The organism is Maribacter arcticus (genome assembly GCF_900167935.1).
GTDB lineage: Bacteria > Bacteroidota > Bacteroidia > Flavobacteriales > Flavobacteriaceae > Maribacter > Maribacter arcticus.
On the sequence record NZ_FUYL01000012.1, the window covers coordinates 58,790 to 78,132 of the forward strand.

The window sequence follows — 19,343 nt, forward strand, 5'->3', positions numbered from 1 at the left end:
TTTTCCCAACACTCAATCAGAATTAAATAGGAATTTCAAAAAATGTCCGTAAATTTGTCCGTGTACGCAAAAACGTCCGTGGAATATTATGGCGACAATTAATTTCTATTTAGACAAACCTGACAAAAAAGGGTTTGCACCAATACATCTAAGGATAAACTGTAACGGAAGTCAAGTTAAGGTTTCTACAGGACAGAAAATAGAACCAAAAAACTTCAACAAATCCAAACAGAAAGCGATTGGGTTGAGTGTGGAATTCCACGAAATTAATCATTATTTAGATTTTCTAAGAGAACGAGCGGACGAACTTCTGCACCATTCTAACAAAAAAACCTTTGTACAAAAAGAAGTTAAAAGCGTATTGAACGAACACATCGAAAACTATAAAGAAAATAGCAATGTCAATATTTTAAAAGAGCAGGTTGCACTTTATGGAAAACCATTCACTTTTGTAGATTTATTTGCAGGAGCAGGTGGTTTTAGCGAGGGATTTTTGCAAGCTGAATATAACAATAAATTCTTTGATTTCGTTGTTGCCAACGATATCAATGAAAATTGCGAATTAACTCACGTCGTTCGATACAACCATCAATTAGGTTTGGATGCTGAGTTTCTAAAACAAGATATTACTGAACCAGACTTTTTAGACAATTTATTAAAAAAAATAAATGGTAGAAAAATAGACGTTGTTTGTGGTGGTCCACCTTGCCAAAGTTTCAGTCTTGCAGGAAAGCGAAAAAAATTCGATAAGAAAGATGACCTTTTTTCTCACTATTTGGAAGTCATTAAGGTTTTACAACCTAAATACTTTGTTATGGAGAATGTAAAAGGAATTTTGACTAAGGAAGGTGGTAAAATAAAAGAATTAATTATCAAGGAAATTAACTCTATCGTTGATACTAAAGAAATTCCTTTACTAAAAACTTTTATCCAAAAAATACAGAAAGAATCAAATTCTTTCCTTTTCGATAGTATTGTAAAACGAGTTGAACTTGAAAAACTACTTGAAAAAGATAAGGAAACTGGAAAAGCTGATTTCATCAGCTTTGTAGAAAATAGATTTAAAAGACTGACACCAAAAATAGCAGACTACAAAACCAGTAAGACGGACGAAAATATCAATACAATTCGTCACGGTTTCAGCCTTTTGGCAAGAACAAAAGAATGGGAGAAATTAAAGCGTGACATTATCAAAGAGAAAGATTTTTGCAATATTGATAGTGATGACTTTGCAAATGCCTTTACAGAGTTTCTAACAGAAATAAGTTCTGAAAATGTCATTTTAAAAATTGAAAACTCATTTAAAGCTTTAAAGATTCCAAGTAATTACAAAAAAGATTGTGAGGATATAATAACTGCTCTAAAAATCTACACAACGTCTTTTGATGAATCCATTGAGATTTTAAAATCTCATTGTAATACATCACAAAAAAAAGAATTAGAGACTATCCTTGAAAGTATTAGACTTTATAAAATAGAGCAACCATTTGTTGCTAACGCATCAAATTATGGCGTTCCACAAAATAGAGAAAGAGTACTTTTTATTGGTTGTCGCAAAGACCAAAAATATATTTCTGAAATACCTGCAACAGTTACCGAAGAAGAAAAAGTTACAATTTTTGAAGCCTTGTACGATTTAGACTTTATTGGTAATAACCAAGAAGCTCATCGATATGAAGAAGTTGATATTTTTGCTCAATACAACGGAACTGCAAAGAAAATGGCTAAACTTCTCAAAAAAAGAAAAATTGATGGAAAGCCAATTTCAAAAGGCGGAAAATCATTTGCAGAATGGTCAAAAAAAGGAAGATTAATCGAACGATTTAAACCTCAAACAAAACCATTTTACGTAAGGAATACGGAAGGTTTGGAGAACGGAGAGAAATATTTTGACATACTCAACAATCACAAAACAAGTAATCAAAATGAAACCGTTATTGAAAGACTTGGTGTGATTTTAAAAAATGGTAATTATAGAAAAGCGCAACCAGAACTTGAAAAATTAAATCTATCTACAAACAAGAGAAATTACAATGTTTTAAAACCAGACGAACAAAGTTCTACAATAATGACTATCGCAGATGATTACATTCATTACAACTCGCCAAGGTCTTTAACAGTTAGAGAAATGGCACGCTTACAATCATTTGATGACTCTTTTGTATTTCAAGGAAAACGTTCAACAGGTGGAAATAATAGAAAAACAGAAGTACCACAATACACTTTAGTTGGAAATGCTGTTCCGCCTTTATTGGCTAGAGCGGTTGCAAGTGAGATTTTAAAACATATCAAGTGAGAAAACTTACAGACGCAGAACAAGAAAAGATAAAATTACTGACCAAAAATCAAGTTTCCCTTACTTTAATTGAACCTACTGAAACAGGACTTAAAAAATCCATAATGGATGCGACTGGTTCTGTCCGAAGTTATTTAAAAAGTGAAAATATTCACGATTACGAATTACAGAATCAAGGAACAGAAAGTAAGATAATAATCCCAACTATTATTCATACCGGTTTTAAAACTATAAAATCTAAAGCATCATTATATCGTCCTTCAACTAAAAATGGAGACCCAAGAATTTGGTTTTATAGCTTAACAAATGTTACAGACCCAAATGATATTATCGCAATCACTTATTACAACGATAGTTTTCAAGTTTTTAACTTAACAAAACTAGATGTCAGAGAATTGATTAATTCTGCAATCCAAAATCCATTTCAGGATTTAATTAATGCCATTAATACGACTGAAAACGAAGTTGCATTTGAGCTTTTGGCTATGCTAAGAAAAATTGCAAGTGCTGGTCCAATTCCTTCAATGGTAAACGCTGACACTTCTGTCGGTAGAACACTCGAAACAGCGCTTGGAATTGATATTAACTCTTCTAAACAGCCAGATTACAAAGGAATTGAGCTTAAATCGTTCAGAAACAGTAGAACGAACCGTAAAAACCTATTTGCACAAGTTCCAGATTGGGATTTAAGTATGCTCAAAAGTTCGGCACAAATTCTAGACAATTTCGGTTACGAGCGCGAAGAGGATTTTAAATTGTATTGCACAGTTTCGGCAATCACGAGAAACTCGCAAGGTTTGAATCTAAGAATTGACAACGACATCAAACAATTAATTGAAAACTCGGACAAACCAGAGATTGGAGATTTTGTAGTTTGGACATTAGACAAACTACACAACAGACTAAAATCAAAACATAAAGAAACGTTTTGGGTAGAAGCCGAAAGCACCAGAATAAATGACCGTGAACATTTTCAATATAAGTTGGTAGAACACACAAAAAAGCCAATTACTTCTCAATTCGACTTGTTAGTTGAACAAGGAATAATAACACTTGACCATTTAATAAAGCGAAATTCAAAAGGTAAAGTTGTCGAAAAAGGTCCATTGTTTAAAATAAAACCGAAAGGAATTGAATTACTGTTTCCGCCAAGTGAAAGTTACAGTTTAATGACATAGCGGAATTGCCAACGCTTAAAGCCATACACATTTCCAGTCGCACCATCCACGCTTCACCAAAACCGATAGAGAAATTGACCAAATGGTTTATGAATTGTACGGATTGACAGAAGAAGAAATAAAGATTGTGGAAGAAGCCTCTGCATAATACTTACACGTTTTTAATTCGTACGAGCCACCACTACACCATCCATTACAAATGCAATATAATCTGCTAACGGTAAAAACAAGACTGAACAAAAATCTTGCTTTTGCTCTATCTCCTTTATTTAAAGCTCTCTAATAAGGTTGATTGTCAAACCCCATCAAACCTTTTCAGATTTTTTATAATGTTTTATAACATTTTTTAAACGAACTCTATACTTATATACAGAAGATAGGGGGAAATCCACACCCATCCATTACTACGAGAGTGGTTGAAATAAGGTAAAAACAATTATTTCTTTAATGAATCCCAACGCCTTTGGACGTAATGGGGACTAAGTATAAAGTAATAAAGTAAACAGCTATGAAAACAATAGGAATAAGAATAAGAAAAATAAATGTTACGAAAAGTGGCAATGTCCATTCAACATCTAAAAAGAACATCAAAAAACAGATTTTAACTCTACACAGAAAAATTAAAAAAAAGGATAAAATCGAGACCGAATACGTGATAGAAAAAGATGACCACAAAGGAAGGTATCACTCCCACCTAGTCATCCACTACAATGATGAAAAGAACCTCTACAACCAACTTAATCGGTTCATAGGTGGTAGTACATGGATTTCAGAAAATAGTGGGTTTGATGAAGTTAAAACGAACAATGGGAAATGGAGTGAGATAAGTTTACATAACCTGTATGATGTAGAGGGATTTATAGGTTACATGAACAAGTACAATCCTAGTGAAACCTTTTACTAAACTTACAAAAAGAAACAACAATGGAAGAATCACTAATGGAAAAAACATTGAAAGGAATGGGTATCGAAACATCCTTATTAAATTCAAAACAGATTTTCACCCGAGAAGAAACAGAAAGGATATTCAACTGTTCACATTCAACATTGAAGAATTTCGAGAAAAGGGACTGGATTAAACCGAGAAGGTTCAAGAATAAAAACTTTTATACTAAAGCCGGTATTCTGAACTGCATTAAGATACAAGCACCTTTTGAAGCAAAAACCCATTAAGATTGAAGGATGGGAAACAATTTGGGATATTAGTTAAACAATGGAAGTGTATGAAATTATGAACACATTTCTTTTTGATATATATACATACCAACAATCATTTGAATTACTGTGATATCACCAAGAATGGTATCCTCGTAATAAATAACAAACGATTAAAAGAGCCACAGATATATTCTGTGGTTTTTTTATGTCCTTTTACCATTTATTGTGTAAGGCATCAAACTGTCATCTAAACTGTGGATTGAACTTAAAATTAAAATTATTACTTTCCATTTATGAAAATTAGTGAGTTCGTTAAGAATATAACTGAGTTTCAATCCAAGGATTTCATAAAGAATATGGGTCAAGAGGATCGAGACCAAATGGAAAGTAATCTCTGGTTGGTATGGCAAAAACTCCAGCTTATAGATGATTTCGAAATTTTCCTTCCCTTATCCGATATTTCCGAAGCTCTCTCCAAGATAAAGGATGTTCCAAATATCGTTAAGAAGAACAACAAGTTCTTCGATATCAACTTTTTTTATGATTTATGTATCGAAAATATTCCAAAAAGGAAATATAAGTTTATGCATCCCATTAAAAATAAGAAAAAGGTTTACGATCAAGAGTTCCTTGAATACCTATCGATGGAATTACAGGAGAGTACCAAGAACTGTAAAGGATTTTATGATATTTTCCAAAATCATGGGAAACTGGAAGAGGAAAAGAAAAGGCTTTTGGTTAAATATGGAGTAGACATCAATGATGATGGAGAACCTTCGGGAGAACCTCTGGAATCAACTTCTAAACATAAGATATGGTTGTACGAAATCGAAGCGGAGAAGATTAAAAAATTAGGTTATAAGGACAGGAAGAAAATATTGGGTGATTCTAGTTTAAGGAAATATATATTTAAGGAAACAGGTATTTCCCAATCAAAGTATTATCAACTTAAATATATTCTGGACAATTCACCTGACGAGCTGGAAAATATAGATTCAGGTCATAAAACGGTTAGGAATGTATACCGCAGGCTCAAAAACCTTGATTCAGAAGCCAAGATAAAAGAGAGGGTTATTAAACAATTTAAGAAACAAGTATTAGAACTTTCCAATCACCTTAGCAAGGAACAGATTATACATATTATTAAGAATATTTAATGAGTTTGTGAACTCATTAAATGTGAATAGGCTCATAAGAAAGGGATAGATACTTTCTGATTTTTACTACCGTTTTAGGAGAAACACCTAATCTAATAGATATATCCCTAACAGTGCAAAAAACGGTCAAAGTGAACCACTGAAAACGGATTTTTTTGAACCATTTAAAAAATCGTTTCAGACTATGCTATAAAAGGGTTTGCTATAAATATTACTATGCTCACTTTAATCCGGCGGGGGTGGTATACTATGTCCGTCCTTTCCACTTTAATTCATATAATTAATAAAGTATAATATTTTTTAATGAGTTCGCGAACTCATCCAATTAATTACAACTTTTACGTAACTACGAAGCTTCTTTTCACTTTTCTCCTCGAAATAGGGGTTTTTTATTGGTCTTGACTTTGATGAATTGAATAATTTATAGGATAAGAACTATATTAAGAACTTTGTACCATATTTGGTCTAACTACACTGGCGGATAAACCCGCAAGGAAAGCGAAGCCCCAAAGAAACAGAACAGACAGTATTAAAATGATTGTTCTACCCTTTGGAATATGTTTCAGCGGACTAAGTAAGAATTGAATTAAGAGTAATAGAATACCGATATGGAGGCCTGAAACGGCTAATATGTGTACAGCGCCTGCTTTTTGGTAATTGGTATAAGTTTCTTCTGAAATATCAGAGCGCTGACCTAATAGTAAAGCCTGTATAACGCCAAGTTCATCAGTGCCGAAATTCTCTTTTCTAAGTTTATCAATGATGTGATTTCTAGCTTTTGAAGCAATTCCGATAAATGTTGCTTTTGGGTTTTCGACTTTTATAAATTGATTTGAACTAATTTTTAGCTGATGATAAACACCTAAATTCTCTAAATATTTTTTATAGTTAAATTGATGCGGATTTAAAGGTTCGTTGATAGCTTGAATATTAGGGAAGGTCAAGAATTCATCATCAACTTGTAATGAGGTAGTAGTAGAATCTTTAGGTATCGTAATTAAAAGAATTCCAGAAACTTTTTTATCACCAATACTCTTTACCGTTGCAAAATACCGATATAAATATTGATTGGGTTTTAATGCTTCGTTGATTTTCAAAGTCCAAGCACCATCTTCTTGTGAGGTTATCTTGGTGTAATGGTTAATACTATTTATGGGTTGTGCCGACGTGTAAGAGTAAATGCCTAACGAAATGAAGCCTATCGCAGCAACCAACCCAAATAGCACCGTTTTGGTTTTTTTTTCAAATATAAATACAGCAGAAAGTAAAATAAAAAGGGTAATAGTGCTTATAAGAAGATGAACCGGATTGAAAGAGAAAAAGTAACCTATTAAAATTCCGAGGATAAGTAGTAGCGTTAATTTTATAGGAATAAACGCTAAAAGCTTCATTTTATAAAATTCTTGTGGCCTTTACAAAAGCTTGGTTCCAGAATCCATCTCTCAAAGATGAAACAGTAACGCCTCGCGACGTAGATGCATGAATAAAGGTGATTTCATCATTATCTGTTCCGACGACCATACCAACATGGTTAATTCGTTTAGAGCCTCTACTTGTTTTGAAAAATAGAAGATCTCCTTTTTCTACATTTTTCACAGTTATGCGATGACCTTCTTCGGCCATATGAAAAGAAGTTCTTGGCAGTTGAACATCATGTTCGCCAAAAGAAACGTATAGTAAGCCAGAGCAGTCCATGCCTTTTGTAGTAGTTCCTCCAAATTTATAACGAACACCAGAGAATGAAAGTGCGGTATTAATAATTTGGTCGGCTTTATTTAAGTTGTGATTTGTAACTACCCTAGGTTCTGTAGGTGTTTTTGGTTCTGCAAAATTGCCTGTTCTAGCATTATTTGCTGCAGCTACAGAAATTTTTCGTTCATTGCTAGAGCTACTAGTTTTTTTACTCGAGCCACAACTCGCTAAAAAACAAACTATTATAAAATATGGTAGTATGCGCATAAATACAAGGTGTACCCTTTAATACATGAACTTCAAAATTATAGAATTATTTTATATTATAAAAAAGCTAATTAGTTTTGGTGTTTTCTATGATTAATGATGCAGCAATAGCACTGGCGCCAGAACCACCCAATTTTGTGATAAGTTCGTCATAGGCATTTAGTTGATTAGCCCTTGCTTCTCCATCAAGAATTGAAGTTAATTCCTTTTTTAAATTCTGCTTCGTAAAATCATCTTGAATCAATTCTTTTACTACTTCTTTCTTCATTATTAAGTTTACCAATGAAATATATTCTAAAGTAATAATCCGTTTCGCGATTTGATAAGAAATCCAATTGGCTTTATAGCAAACAACTTGTGGCACTTTATATAATGCTGTTTCTAAAGTGGCAGTACCACTAGTAACTAATGCAGCTGTCGAAATAGAAAGCAAATCATAAGTTTTATTTTGAATGAACTTAACATTGGCATCCTTTAGAAAAGTGGAATAAAATTCTTTGTCTAGACTGGGTGCACCGGCGATTACAAATTCATACTCTGAAAAATCATTGGTTAACGAAAGCATCAACGATAGCATTTTTTGAACTTCTTGCTTGCGGCTACCTGGTAAAAGTGCAATAATTGGTTTGTTTGAATCTATATTATTGGTCGACCGAAATGTAACTTCATTTAATTCTGGTCTGTTCGATAGTGCATCAAGTAATGGGTGACCAACGAAATTGACTGGGAAATTATGTTTCGTTTCATAAAATTCTTTCTCGAAAGGAAGAATAACATACATGTTGTCTATCGTTGCTTTTATTTTTTCGATTCTACCCTCACGAGAAGCCCAAATTTGAGGAGAGATATAATAATTTGTACGAAAATTATGCTCTTTGGCCCATTTTGCAATTCTTAAATTAAACCCGGAATAATCTATGAAAATGATAGCGTCAGGTTGAAAGGTTGCAATATCCTGCTTACAGAATTTTATATTCTTAAATATAGCGTTCAGGTTTAAAATCACTTCTAAAAAGCCCATAAAGGCTAATTCTTTGTAGTGCTTAACCAGACTTCCACCAGTTTGTTGCATTAGGTCGCCACCCCAACATCTTATATCAGCATTCTTATCTTGGTCTTTTAATGCTTTTATTAAATTGGACCCATGTAAGTCACCTGACGCTTCCCCAGCAATGATATAATACTTCATTTAAAAAACTTTGTAGTAAAGAATTATAAAAGCGGTTATTATGGTTGCCAATAATACTCCTTTTGCCCTATCGTCTCTTTTTATCCGTAAAAATCCGAAGAAAGCGATTAGGTTTAAAACGGCTCCTAAAGCTAAAAGACTACCAACATGTTCCTGTGCAACTGCCGCTTTATACGTTTCAGAGATACTTAAATCTGAAAATAGGAGAATATAGAGCAACGTGCCTATGGTGTTGGCTATAATGCCTACTACGAGTCCTATTAGAATTTCTTTTTTCGTGTTCATGTATAAATTTTGAACTTAAAAATTATAGTTATGCATTATAGATTCCAGGTATTCAGTTCTGAAATAACATGATGTGCAGTTAAATCGAAATGAGTGGGGACAACAGATATGTAGCCATTTGCTAATGCCCATTCATCGGTGTCTTCACCTTTATCCAACAATTCAAATTCACCTGTTAACCAGTAATAAACTTTACCCATTGGGTTGGTTCGCTTATCGAATTTCTCTTTCCAATTTGCCTTTGCCTGCCTGCAGATTTTAATACCTTTTAGCTTATTTTTCTTAAGTTTAGGAATGTTGACATTTAAAACAGTGCCTTTAGGAATGCCATTTTTTAAAGCTTCTGTGACAATAGTAAAAATGAAGTCTTTTGCTTGTGAAAAATCTGCTTCCCAAGTATAATCACAAAGTGAAAAACCTATGGCAGGTATACCCTCAATACCAGCCTCTATCGCCGCACTCATGGTACCTGAATAAATGACATTTATGGAAGAATTAGAACCGTGATTTATGCCGCTTACGCAGATATCTGGTTTTTTGGGCAGTAGTTCTTGCAATGCTAATTTAACGCAGTCTGCTGGTGTACCGCTACAGCTATATTCGTCAATACCTTCACTGTCTAAATCGATAGTTAGTTTTTTTGAGTATAGCGTACTGTCTAAAGTTATGGCATGGCCCATACCAGATTGCGGACTGTCGGGAGCAACAACTACAACTTCTCCAATTGTTTTCATTATTGAAACCAACATACGTAGCCCTGGGGCTGTAATTCCGTCGTCATTTGTAACTAAGATCAATGGTTTTCCCATAGCATATACTTTCTACAGTAAAAATACGTTTTTATAAGTGATATGGCCGAAGCGTCGTTTAACAAAAAATTAATTCCTAGCTCCATTATTGGCATGGTTTTTTCTTTATCTTAGTTGTTTATGTAGCTTTATCGCTACAAGAATCCCTAAATTGAGAGATATTGAAGAAGAAGGTAAAAGATAGTTTTATGAAGAGAAATTTAGCTTATGTACTGCTTTTAATGCTCGTTGCTGTTGCTTCGTGCAGTTTTACAAATAAGACTTTTGAAAACGATGACAAAGACAAATTGTTATTGGATTTGATAACTTACGTTTTAGAAAAAGGACATTACGAGCCAAAAGTACTCAATGATGAATTTTCGGTTAATGTATTCGAAGATTTTATTGATGTGATTGACCCGACAAAAAGATATTTCGTGGCATCTGATATTGCTGAATTTGAAAAGTATAAATATCAAATTGATGATGAAATTAAAAATACGGATATCACATTCTTTAATGTTGTGTACGAAAGATTGATGCAACGTATGGGTGATGCGAAGGAAATATATAAGGAAGTATTAGCAACGCCTTTTGATTATTCTGAAAACGAAAGTATCAGTATCAAATATGATGAAGAACCTTTTGCTGACAATAGAGATGAGTTGAAAGAACGATGGAGAAAGCAATTGAAGTATGCAACTTTAGGCACTTATGATTCTAAAATTGTTCATATGGACAATAAGGATGTAGAAGTTACCGATGAGCATGATCATGCTGCACATACCCCAAAAGAAGCAGAATCAGAATCTAGAAAATCTACTGAAACTACTTTAGATGAGTTTTTTGATTTTGTTAATGATTTGGAGCGTAAAGATTGGTTCGTGCAATATATTAATACTATTGTAGACGAATTTGACCCTCATACATTCTACTTTGCACCAGAAGAAAAGGAAAAATTTGATACTAGTATGTCAGGTAAATTTGAAGGAATTGGAGCTAGGCTTCAGAAGAAATCTGAAGGAGCAAAAATTGTAGAGATTATTTCTGGTGGTCCTGTTTGGAGAGATCAACGATTAGAAGTTGGTGATGAAATTATTAAAGTTGGTCAAAATGGTCAAGAGCCTATTAATATTGTAGGTATGCGTTTAGACGATGCTATCAAATTAATAAAAGGTGCTCAAGGTACTATTGTAGATTTAACTGTTAGAAAGGTAGATGGTTCTTTAGATGTAGTTTCACTAACCAGAGATGTTGTTGAGCTTGAGGAATCGTATGCTAAATCTGCCACTATTATAAGAGGTCAAGAGAAATTCGGAATTATTAATCTTCCTAAATTCTATGTTGATTTTAATGATTATAGTGAGAGAAATGCAGCGACAGATGTTGCTAAAGAAGTAGAGCGATTAAAAGAGGAAGGTGTTGAAGGCCTTATTTTAGATTTACGTGATAATGGTGGTGGATCATTGAAAACCGTAGTTGAGATGGCAGGACTTTTCATAAAAGATGGGCCAATTGTTCAGGTTCAATCTAAGGATAAAGGAAAAGATGTATATGATGATAAGGATGAAAGAATTCAATGGGATGGTCCATTGGTAATTTTGGTAAACGAACTATCTGCATCGGCTTCTGAAATTTTAGCGGCTGCAATGCAAGATTACAAGAGGGCCATCGTAATAGGGAGCAAGCAAACTTTTGGTAAAGGAACTGTTCAAAATGTTATACCATTAAATAATATGTTACGTAGTAACGAGCATGGAGATTTAGGTGCGATTAAAATTACTACCCAAAAGTTTTATAGAATTAATGGAGGTTCAACGCAATTAGAAGGTGTTAAAAGTGATATTGTAGTTCCAGACAGGTATAGTTATATTGATTTGGGAGAAAGAGATCAATCTAATCCTTTAGGTTGGGATAAGATTTCACCAGCTGATTACAAGCCATGGGATGGTTACATTAACTACGAGAAGACAATTGCGAATAGTGAGAAAAGAATGCAAACCAGTCAGCAAATTAAGCTGATTGAAGAAAATGCTAAGTGGTTAAAGGCTGAGCAAGATGAAACTGAAATTTCCCTTAATTTTGAAACCTATAAGGAGGAAAAAGAAAAGGATAAAGAACAATCTGAATACTTTAAAAGGTTAACAGATTACGATTCTAAACTTACCTTTAAATCTTTAGGTTATGAAGAGCAATTGTTTACGAAAGATTCTGTATTACGCGAAAAGAGAAACAGATGGCATAAAAATTTAGCAAAAGATGTTTACGTTGAAGAAGCTGTAAATGTATTAGAAGATTTGAAAATCAATAATATTAAGCAAGGTAAACTAGCTAGTGTAAAGAATTAATTACATTGATATTATAACATAAAAAAACCGCTGTACATAGTATAGCGGTTTTTTTATGCTTTATCTTTTCTTATATGTATTTTGGTTTCCCAAATTCGGCTAATCGATTATTTGAGTCTCTTATTTTTTTACTTTGAACATAGGTAATGAATAAAAGTATAATACAAATAACGGCAGATGCACCATTACCATCTTTTATAACTAAATGCGAAATTGCACCTAAAGTATAGTTCATAAAAAAACCAGCAAATGCCCATTCAAGGGACCAATGGGATTTATTGAACCATATTAATAATAAACCAATTGTTTGAAATAAGCCTAATAAGTGAATTAAGTAAATAGGATATCCCAGTTTTACAAAGGTCAATGAAACTTCTTCGTAGTTTAGGAATGAATTCAATATTGATCCTAATACGGCTGTTGTGAAAAGGCCTAACACGATATAGTATATTGTTTTTTGTGAAATCATAAGTAAGGTTTTTAAATTATTACCTCACAAAAATACATTCACCTATGAAATTTATTGAATGCCATAGGTGAATGGAAAGTAGCTGTAGTCGAATCGATTTTTTAGTGCTTTAAACAAAAAAGTAAAACTTAATTTAAAAGCTTATTGGCGTGTAGCTTTCTAAGTTTTGCCAATTTCGGGTTGATTACTACCTGGCAGTAACCCTGTTGAGAATTATTCTTGTAGTAATCTTGATGATCCTCTTCGGCATCGTAAAAAATACCTATTGGGCTTAGTTCGGTTACAATAGGCTTTTGATAGAGCGCTGACATTTCCACTAATACCGCCTTAGCTTTTCTTTCTTGATTGTCATCATGATAATATATCACAGAACGATACTGTGTACCTGCATCGGCACCTTGGCGGTTTAATGAAGTAGGGTCGTGTGTTGTCATGAAGATTATAAGGATATCTTCATAAGATATAACACTCGGGTCAAAAGTAACCTGTACCACTTCGGCGTGACCAGTGAGTCCAGAACAAATTTCTCTATATGTTGGTCTACCAGGTGCATTTCCACCTGTATAACCAGATATAACTTTTTGAATACCTCTCACTTCTTGAAAGACGGCTTCGGTACACCAAAAACATCCACCACCTATTGTTGCAACTTCAAATTTAGTATTAGCCATTTGCATCCTCCTTTTCTAATTGCATCGATTCAGAATTTATACAATATCGTAAACCACTAGGTTCAGGTCCGTCGGGAAAAACATGTCCTAAATGAGCATCGCATGCATTGCACATAACCTCAACACGAACCATCCCAAAAGTACCATCTTTGTGGTATTTAATAGCGTTTTCTTTAATAGGTTGAGTGAAACTAGGCCAACCCGTTCCAGATTCAAACTTAATAGTAGAATCGAATAAAGACGTTCCACAGCAAATACATTCGTATTTTCCCGCTTCATGAGAAGTACAAAGCGCCCCAGAATGTGGTGCTTCCGTTCCTTTTTTACGAGTAATTCTAAATTGTTCAGGAGTTAAAATTTCTTTCCATTCCTGTTCTGTTTTTTCTATTCTTTTGTCTGGCTCAGGGTTACCATTCACCGAAAAATGAATTACATCTTTCCAAGTTAGCATCATAATTTTCCTTTCTTTTAAACTTTATATACTAGGCTTATTAGTCGATAATTTTCCGTGTATCATACAAAATTACGGTAATTTTGGTTTATGGCATATCGTAAAAGAAATAGGGCTATTTATAGTATTTTAATTCTTGTTTGTGTAATAGGCTTTTGGCTATTTGAAAATTTTTATACGCCTGCAACCTATTCGAATAATAACGTAGGTGCAGACTCGAATAATTTTCCAAAAGAACTTTTACCATCATCAACTACAGGAGAAGTTGTTGACCATTCTTATTTTTCATTATCCTACAATGAACCTTTCGAACAGGCAGAATGGGTCGCTTATGTACTAGATAAGAAAAACCTAACGTATGATGATAGAAAAAGGCCTTATTTTATAGAAGACCCTTATGTTAAATCTAAATCTGCTGATTGGCGAAATTATAAAGGTTCGGGGTATGACCGTGGGCATTTGGTGCCGGCTGGTGATCGTAGGTTCTCTTCACAGGCTTATAATGAAACTTTTTACACAAGTAATATAAGTCCGCAGGATAGAGAGTTTAATGCTGGTATATGGAACGATTTAGAGCAGCAAACACGGCGTTGGGCAAAGAAGCATGGTATATTGTATGTATATACCGGTGGAGTGTTAGAAGAGGGCTTAGAGGAAATAGGGCAGGAAGATGTTGATGTGCCTGACGCTTTTTATAAAATTATAGCCCGTAAAAAAGGAAATCAAATAATAACCATCTCTTTTTTAATACCTAATAAACCACAATTTTCACCGCTTCGTAATTTCATCGTTTCGATTGATGATATAGAAAAAGAAACAGGAATTGACTTTTTTGAGACTTTACCGGTAAAAGAACAAGATGAATTTGAAAAGCAAAAGAATGCTTCGGGGTTTAAGTTTTAAAAACTTTCCTTTAAACGATTGGTGTCTAACCTTAAGAAAATAAAGAGTAGAATCGTAAAGAATAACAAACCTGACCCACCATAACTAAAAAAGGGTAATGGTATGCCAATTGTAGGTAATATGCCTATCACCATTCCAATATTTATAAAGTAGTGGATTAAAAGAATGGAAATAACGCCATAGCCGTACATTCGGGCAAAAGCATTTTTCTGTCTTTCTGCAAGAGAAATTAATCGTAAAAAGAGTACTGAAAATAGAATGATAACGGTGGCAGTTCCTAAAAACCCCCATTCTTCTCCTACCGTACTAAAAATATAATCGGTATGCTGTTCAGGTACGAAATCACCTTTAGTTCTTGTTCCTTCTAAAAAACCTTTACCAAAAAATCCGCCAGATTCAATTGCTTTTTCAGATTGATAGGTGTTGTAGCCTATACTTTTTCTAATCTGCTCTAATTTGTTCGGATCTTTTTCAAGTCGTAACCATAAACCAAAACGATCCCTGTGGCGTTGTTCAAAAACATTATTAAAAACAAAATTCACAGATAAAGAAAAGAGAATGACTGCTACACTTATTAAAGTTAAGGGTATAACAGGAATTTTAAGTGATTTTCGTTTAAACCCAAACAAAAGAATAATTAGTAATACTAAGCCAATACTAAGCCAAATGGTGCCGAACATTAAAGTGATGACAAATATGAGAATAAGACTTACAACGATTGCCAAATAGAATAGTGGAAGACCTTCTCTGAATATGACAAAAATTAGCGCAAAAAATACGAGTGCACTACCAGGATCTGGTTGTGGAATTATTAATAAAGCAGGTATTAGTAAAATCAGTAAAGCATAAAACTGGTCTTTTCTTCGTTTAATATCTGTCTGTATATCACTTAGATATTTGGCAAGTGCCAATGCCGTGGCAACTTTAGCTAATTCTGAAGGTTGTAAGTTGAAAAACCCCAGGTCGTACCAAGAAGTTGCACCAGCTATTGTTTTACCAAATACAAATAGTCCCAAAAGGGAGGCCATAGAAAGTAAGTACAATACACTAGAAAATCGTTCGTAAAAATTAACTTCAAGTGCAAGTATAATAACTATTGCAACCAGACTAACTCCAATGAAAAACAGTTGTTTGCCATATAGGGTTCCAAAATCAAAAATAGTGCTGTGCTCGTCTGTAAATGTACTGGAGTATATATTAATCCATCCAATAAAAACAAGTGCGAAATAAATAAAAACACTTAGCCAATCAATTCGTTTAAGAATATTTCTACCAGACACGCTCGTTTATTTTAAACTCCTCCCCACTGTAGGGTTTAGCATATTCTGCTTCCAATGTTTTTTCGAGCATTCTTTTTTCTAAATCCTTTCTGGTAATTTCACCTTTCAAATATTTTTCAATCATTAGAGTTGCAATATGACCAGCATATCTAGAGCCGAAATAACCATTTTCAATATATACGGCAATAGCTATCTTTGGGTTATCTACCGGTGCAAAGGCAACGAAAACAGAGTGGTCTGTTAGTTGCGTTCGAACACCATCTATTTTGGTGAAATTTTCAGCAGTACCTGTTTTTCCTGCAATTTCGATATCCGGTATTTGAAGCCAATACGCTGTACCTCCTTTTTTTCTATAAACATCTGCCATACCTTGAACAACAGGTTCAAAGTACTTTGGGTCGATAGTGGTATGTTTAGCTTCTGTAAATTTTGGTTCTGTAATATCCTTACCTTCTATTTTCTTCAAGATATGAGGGGTGAAATAATGGCCTCTATTTGCTATTGCGGCAGTCATGTTCGCTAATTGAACAGGTGTCGCCAATATTTCACCCTGGCCAATAGAATTAGAAATTATATAGGAAGAACTCCACCTGTTATCTCCGTACCATTTGTCATAATATTCCTTATTAGGAATTCTACCTTTTTGACCAAAAGGTAAATCATAACCCAAATAATCACCAAGACCAAAGCTGCGCATGTGCTTTTCCCAAACATCCATGGCTTCATCCGTAGTATCAAAATGTTCAAATATTTTACGAAAAGTACCTGCAAAATATGCATTACATGACATGTAAATACCTTTATTCATATCTCGCATGCCACCACCACAGTGACAACCTCTTTTTGTCTTACCAACATAAAATCCATGAAAACATTGAATAGTGCTTGATTCATCCATTACTCCTTCTTGTAATGCTATAAGTGCATTTAGGGTTTTGAAAGGTGATCCTGGGGGTTGTTGGGCATGTATTGAGCGATCCCAAGTAGGGTTCGCAATTGTATCATTATATAATTTTGTGTAATTTTTTGAACGTTCTCTACCAACTAAAAGAGCAGGATCGTATGTGGGCCCTGAAATCATAGAGAGAATTTCACCTGTAGAAGGCTCTAAGGCAACTATGCCACCTCTTTTTCCATTCATTAAAAGCTCGCCATATTCTTGTAAGGTTTTGTCAATGGTGATGCTTATTTGCTTGCCTTGCTCAGGTAAAGTATCGATTGCACCTTCTTTGTATGGGCCAATATCTCTATTGAATCTATCCTTTTGAATGTATTGTACGCCTTTTCTTCCTCTTAATAAATCTTCGTAATAGCGCTCTACTCCGGTTCTACCTTTTAGTTCGCCTTGAACATAGTACTTGTTCACAGCTAAATCACCTTCATTTACCTCACTAATATACCCAAGAACATTGGCTGCACTAGGGGTGTCATAATAACGTAAAGATCGTTTTTGAATGTAAAAGCCTTTGTATTTACGCATCTTCTCCTGTAGCTTGGCATAATCTTGCTTGGAGAGTTGAGGTACTAAAACAGAAGGTAGTCTTGGTGAGTAAACCCTTGCTTTTCTGAGTTTATCTATAAATTTTTCTTTATCAATCCCTAATAGATCACAAAATTCAAGAGTATCCAATGGCTTCACTTCCCTAGGGATAACCATTACATCGTATGCAGGATCATTACCTACTAGTAGCTTGCCGTTTCTGTCATAAATATAACCACGTTCAGGATAATCATAGACTGCTTTTATAGCAGGATCCTCTAAAACGTGATCTGTAGAAAAGCTGAAAATTTGTAAATAGGATAGCCTTCCCAAAAAAGTAATTGCGATAACAATGATAATAGATGATAAAAGAATTTTTCTCATTCTTTTTTACTGCTGAATAACGTGCTGAATAATATGCATAATATCAATGTTGAGATACCGACTGTAAACGTTTTTTGTAAAATCAACAAGCTATTTGAAAAGCTGAAAATTTCTAACGTGAAGTATGCCAAGTGATGTATTATAATCAATAACGCTAAAAATGTAAATTGTTGTGCCTTAGTACTATTGTTTAACTTAAAACTTTGGAATTCATAGTTGACACCAAATACAAAACGCATAATGGTTGGTCGTAAATAGGCTATGGTAACTGTAGCTGCCGCGTTTATGGCAAGTGTATCAGAAAATATATCTACAAATAGTCCTAAGAGAAAGCAAAGTACGATAAAGGTAGTTCTATTTTGCTTGATTGGGTACCAATACAAAAATAGAATATAAACCAGCGGATTTATATAGCCGAAGAAATTCAAATTGTTGAATACGAGTACCTGTACTAGAACCAATAGTATAAACCGGAGTACGTTGAAAAAGAAAGTACTATTGATCATTGGCTTCTGTTTCTGCTTCTAATTGTAAAACTTCTTTACGGTTCAAATTCTTAATGATGTATACATTACCAATATTGGTCATGTCATTAAATAATTCTACATCAATAAAATAGAAACTTTTAGAATTGTCTAAGTCAAATCTTTTAATGGTTCCGATAGGAATATTCTCCGGAAAAATACTACTCATTGCTCCGGTTACAATGGTGTCGCCAATGGTTAAAGGTACAAGTCGAGGTATATCTATAAGTTGAACTATATTGTAGTCTTGCGTATTACCCCAAACCAATGAGCCAAAATGATTTGAATTCTTGATTTTCGCATTGATATTAGATTTTTTGCTTAAGATACTTTGTACGGTAGAAAAATTAGCGGATGTGTTTTCAACAATTCCCAAGATTCCTTTATCGGTAATCACGCCCATATCTTGAGCAATGCTATCATTCTGACCTTTGTTTATGGTTACATAATTGCGTTGGTCTGCATAGCTGTTGTTGATTACTCTGCCTCTAATTACTTCGTAGTCAACAGAAGCAGTGTCAATAGTTATACCTGAAAGCTGAACGTTGTTAAACAGTTTGTCTCTAAGCCTTTTATTTTCTTCTACTAGGCTATTATTTTCTTCCCTTAGATTAAAGTATGAGGTAATATTATCAGAAAATGAATAAATGCTTCCAGTTATAAAATTGGATGAATTTAAAAATTTAGATTGATGATAAGAATGTGACTGAAACGTAAAAACAAGGGAGATTAATAACAGAAATAGATATAGCAGAAAGGTTTTATACCTTATTAGAAAATTTATAATCTGTTGCATTCACCTCTTGATTTTTAACCTCAAATA

Annotated in this window: 19 protein-coding genes; 7 read left to right on the plus strand and 12 right to left on the minus strand. The window is 33.9% G+C overall.

All coding sequences use genetic code 11. From position 1 onward, the window contains the following. Positions 1-88 precede the first annotated feature (88 nt). The 5 genes from B5X55_RS16970 (at position 89) to B5X55_RS16990 (ending at position 5,789) form a co-directional block, all read left to right on the plus strand. A complete protein-coding gene (locus B5X55_RS16970; RefSeq protein ID WP_079514107.1) occupies positions 89-2,296 on the plus strand; it encodes a DNA cytosine methyltransferase in 2,208 nt (735 codons plus the stop codon). Further along, complete coding sequence (locus B5X55_RS16975) at positions 2,293-3,474, plus strand: MvaI/BcnI restriction endonuclease family protein (protein WP_079514109.1); 1,182 nt, start codon at positions 2,293-2,295, stop codon at positions 3,472-3,474. The genes B5X55_RS16970 and B5X55_RS16975 overlap by 4 nt, the downstream gene beginning before the upstream one ends. 508 nt (positions 3,475-3,982) lie before the next feature. Next, positions 3,983-4,378, plus strand: coding sequence for a hypothetical protein (locus B5X55_RS16980; RefSeq protein WP_079514111.1), 396 nt, complete (start codon positions 3,983-3,985; stop codon positions 4,376-4,378). Between the two features lie 20 nt (positions 4,379-4,398). Then, a complete protein-coding gene (locus tag B5X55_RS16985) occupies positions 4,399-4,647 on the plus strand; it encodes a hypothetical protein (RefSeq protein WP_079514113.1) in 249 nt (82 codons plus the stop codon). A 278-nt stretch (positions 4,648-4,925) separates the two neighbouring features. Then, positions 4,926-5,789: a hypothetical protein gene (locus B5X55_RS16990; protein ID WP_079514115.1), complete on the plus strand. Its 864-nt coding sequence runs from the start codon at positions 4,926-4,928 to the stop codon at positions 5,787-5,789. Between the two features lie 440 nt (positions 5,790-6,229). Here the strand turns inward: B5X55_RS16990 and B5X55_RS16995 are convergent, their stop codons facing one another. From B5X55_RS16995 to surE, 5 genes are all read right to left on the minus strand, one after another. After that, a complete protein-coding gene (locus tag B5X55_RS16995; RefSeq protein WP_079514117.1) occupies positions 6,230-7,180 on the minus strand; it encodes a ComEC/Rec2 family competence protein in 951 nt (316 codons plus the stop codon). A 1-nt stretch (position 7,181) separates the two neighbouring features. Continuing rightward, positions 7,182-7,748 carry a C40 family peptidase gene (locus B5X55_RS17000; protein WP_079514119.1) on the minus strand — a complete coding sequence of 189 codons (567 nt, stop codon included), beginning with the start codon at positions 7,746-7,748 and terminating at the stop codon, positions 7,182-7,184. Positions 7,749-7,815: 67 nt separating this feature from the next. Further along, positions 7,816-8,937 (minus strand): lipid-A-disaccharide synthase, encoded by a 1,122-nt coding sequence (gene lpxB, locus B5X55_RS17005; protein WP_079514121.1) that lies wholly within the window; start codon positions 8,935-8,937, stop codon positions 7,816-7,818. Beyond that, positions 8,938-9,222 carry a hypothetical protein gene (locus tag B5X55_RS17010; protein WP_079514123.1) on the minus strand — a complete coding sequence of 95 codons (285 nt, stop codon included), beginning with the start codon at positions 9,220-9,222 and terminating at the stop codon, positions 8,938-8,940. 35 nt (positions 9,223-9,257) lie between these two features. Next, complete coding sequence (surE, locus tag B5X55_RS17015) at positions 9,258-10,031, minus strand: 5'/3'-nucleotidase SurE (protein ID WP_079514125.1); 774 nt, start codon at positions 10,029-10,031, stop codon at positions 9,258-9,260. Between the two features lie 188 nt (positions 10,032-10,219). Between surE and B5X55_RS17020 the strand changes: the two genes are divergently transcribed. Continuing rightward, the gene (locus B5X55_RS17020) at positions 10,220-12,358 is read left to right on the plus strand and encodes a carboxy terminal-processing peptidase (RefSeq protein WP_079514245.1); all 2,139 of its coding nucleotides are present in this window, start codon (positions 10,220-10,222) and stop codon (positions 12,356-12,358) included. A gap of 70 nt (positions 12,359-12,428) precedes the next feature. Here the strand turns inward: B5X55_RS17020 and B5X55_RS17025 are convergent, their stop codons facing one another. The 3 genes from B5X55_RS17025 to msrB form a co-directional block, all read right to left on the minus strand. Continuing rightward, positions 12,429-12,827: a DoxX family protein gene (locus tag B5X55_RS17025; protein WP_079514127.1), complete on the minus strand. Its 399-nt coding sequence runs from the start codon at positions 12,825-12,827 to the stop codon at positions 12,429-12,431. Positions 12,828-12,955: 128 nt separating this feature from the next. Beyond that, on the minus strand, positions 12,956-13,498 hold the full coding sequence (msrA, locus tag B5X55_RS17030; protein WP_079514247.1) for a peptide-methionine (S)-S-oxide reductase MsrA: 543 nt from the start codon (positions 13,496-13,498) through the stop codon (positions 12,956-12,958). After that, positions 13,491-13,949 (minus strand): peptide-methionine (R)-S-oxide reductase MsrB, encoded by a 459-nt coding sequence (gene msrB / locus B5X55_RS17035; protein WP_079514129.1) that lies wholly within the window; start codon positions 13,947-13,949, stop codon positions 13,491-13,493. The genes msrA and msrB overlap by 8 nt, the downstream gene beginning before the upstream one ends. 90 nt (positions 13,950-14,039) lie before the next feature. Here msrB and B5X55_RS17040 point away from each other — a divergent pair, with 90 nt between their 5' ends. Beyond that, positions 14,040-14,852: a DNA/RNA non-specific endonuclease gene (locus tag B5X55_RS17040; RefSeq protein WP_079514131.1), complete on the plus strand. Its 813-nt coding sequence runs from the start codon at positions 14,040-14,042 to the stop codon at positions 14,850-14,852. Here B5X55_RS17040 and rodA read toward each other — a convergent pair. From rodA to mreC, 4 genes are read right to left on the minus strand one after another with little or no spacing between them, the layout of a single operon-like run. After that, positions 14,849-16,132, minus strand: a complete 1,284-nt coding sequence (gene rodA, locus B5X55_RS17045; RefSeq protein WP_079514133.1) for a rod shape-determining protein RodA — start codon at positions 16,130-16,132, stop codon at positions 14,849-14,851. The genes B5X55_RS17040 and rodA overlap by 4 nt on opposite strands. Further along, positions 16,122-17,996 (minus strand): penicillin-binding protein 2, encoded by a 1,875-nt coding sequence (gene mrdA, locus B5X55_RS17050; protein ID WP_079514135.1) that lies wholly within the window; start codon positions 17,994-17,996, stop codon positions 16,122-16,124. The genes rodA and mrdA overlap by 11 nt, the downstream gene beginning before the upstream one ends. Continuing rightward, positions 17,993-18,502: a rod shape-determining protein MreD gene (mreD, locus tag B5X55_RS17055; protein WP_079514137.1), complete on the minus strand. Its 510-nt coding sequence runs from the start codon at positions 18,500-18,502 to the stop codon at positions 17,993-17,995. The genes mrdA and mreD overlap by 4 nt, the downstream gene beginning before the upstream one ends. Next, positions 18,492-19,316 (minus strand): rod shape-determining protein MreC, encoded by an 825-nt coding sequence (mreC, locus tag B5X55_RS17060; protein ID WP_079514139.1) that lies wholly within the window; start codon positions 19,314-19,316, stop codon positions 18,492-18,494. Before mreC ends, mreD begins: the two co-directional genes overlap by 11 nt. Positions 19,317-19,343 lie beyond the last annotated feature (27 nt).

Excerpts from the sequence above, each read along its gene's own strand:
- msrA (WP_079514247.1), bottom strand. The coding sequence starts at position 13,498 with ATGGCTAATACTAAATTTGAAGTTGCAACAATAGGTGGTGGATGTTTT.
- B5X55_RS17000 (WP_079514119.1), bottom strand. The coding sequence starts at position 7,748 with ATGCGCATACTACCATATTTTATAATAGTTTGTTTTTTAGCGAGTTGT.
- B5X55_RS17040 (WP_079514131.1), top strand. The coding sequence starts at position 14,040 with ATGGCATATCGTAAAAGAAATAGGGCTATTTATAGTATTTTAATTCTT.
- B5X55_RS16995 (WP_079514117.1), bottom strand. The coding sequence starts at position 7,180 with ATGAAGCTTTTAGCGTTTATTCCTATAAAATTAACGCTACTACTTATC.
- B5X55_RS16970 (WP_079514107.1), top strand. The coding sequence starts at position 89 with ATGGCGACAATTAATTTCTATTTAGACAAACCTGACAAAAAAGGGTTT.
- B5X55_RS17010 (WP_079514123.1), bottom strand. The coding sequence starts at position 9,222 with ATGAACACGAAAAAAGAAATTCTAATAGGACTCGTAGTAGGCATTATA.
- B5X55_RS17020 (WP_079514245.1), top strand. The coding sequence starts at position 10,220 with ATGAAGAGAAATTTAGCTTATGTACTGCTTTTAATGCTCGTTGCTGTT.
- B5X55_RS16990 (WP_079514115.1), top strand. The coding sequence starts at position 4,926 with ATGAAAATTAGTGAGTTCGTTAAGAATATAACTGAGTTTCAATCCAAG.
- B5X55_RS16980 (WP_079514111.1), top strand. The coding sequence starts at position 3,983 with ATGAAAACAATAGGAATAAGAATAAGAAAAATAAATGTTACGAAAAGT.
- B5X55_RS16985 (WP_079514113.1), top strand. The coding sequence starts at position 4,399 with ATGGAAGAATCACTAATGGAAAAAACATTGAAAGGAATGGGTATCGAA.
- mrdA (WP_079514135.1), bottom strand. The coding sequence starts at position 17,996 with ATGAGAAAAATTCTTTTATCATCTATTATCATTGTTATCGCAATTACT.
- lpxB (WP_079514121.1), bottom strand. The coding sequence starts at position 8,937 with ATGAAGTATTATATCATTGCTGGGGAAGCGTCAGGTGACTTACATGGG.
- mreC (WP_079514139.1), bottom strand. The coding sequence starts at position 19,316 with ATGCAACAGATTATAAATTTTCTAATAAGGTATAAAACCTTTCTGCTA.
- surE (WP_079514125.1), bottom strand. The coding sequence starts at position 10,031 with ATGGGAAAACCATTGATCTTAGTTACAAATGACGACGGAATTACAGCC.
- mreD (WP_079514137.1), bottom strand. The coding sequence starts at position 18,502 with ATGATCAATAGTACTTTCTTTTTCAACGTACTCCGGTTTATACTATTG.
- msrB (WP_079514129.1), bottom strand. The coding sequence starts at position 13,949 with ATGCTAACTTGGAAAGATGTAATTCATTTTTCGGTGAATGGTAACCCT.
- B5X55_RS17025 (WP_079514127.1), bottom strand. The coding sequence starts at position 12,827 with ATGATTTCACAAAAAACAATATACTATATCGTGTTAGGCCTTTTCACA.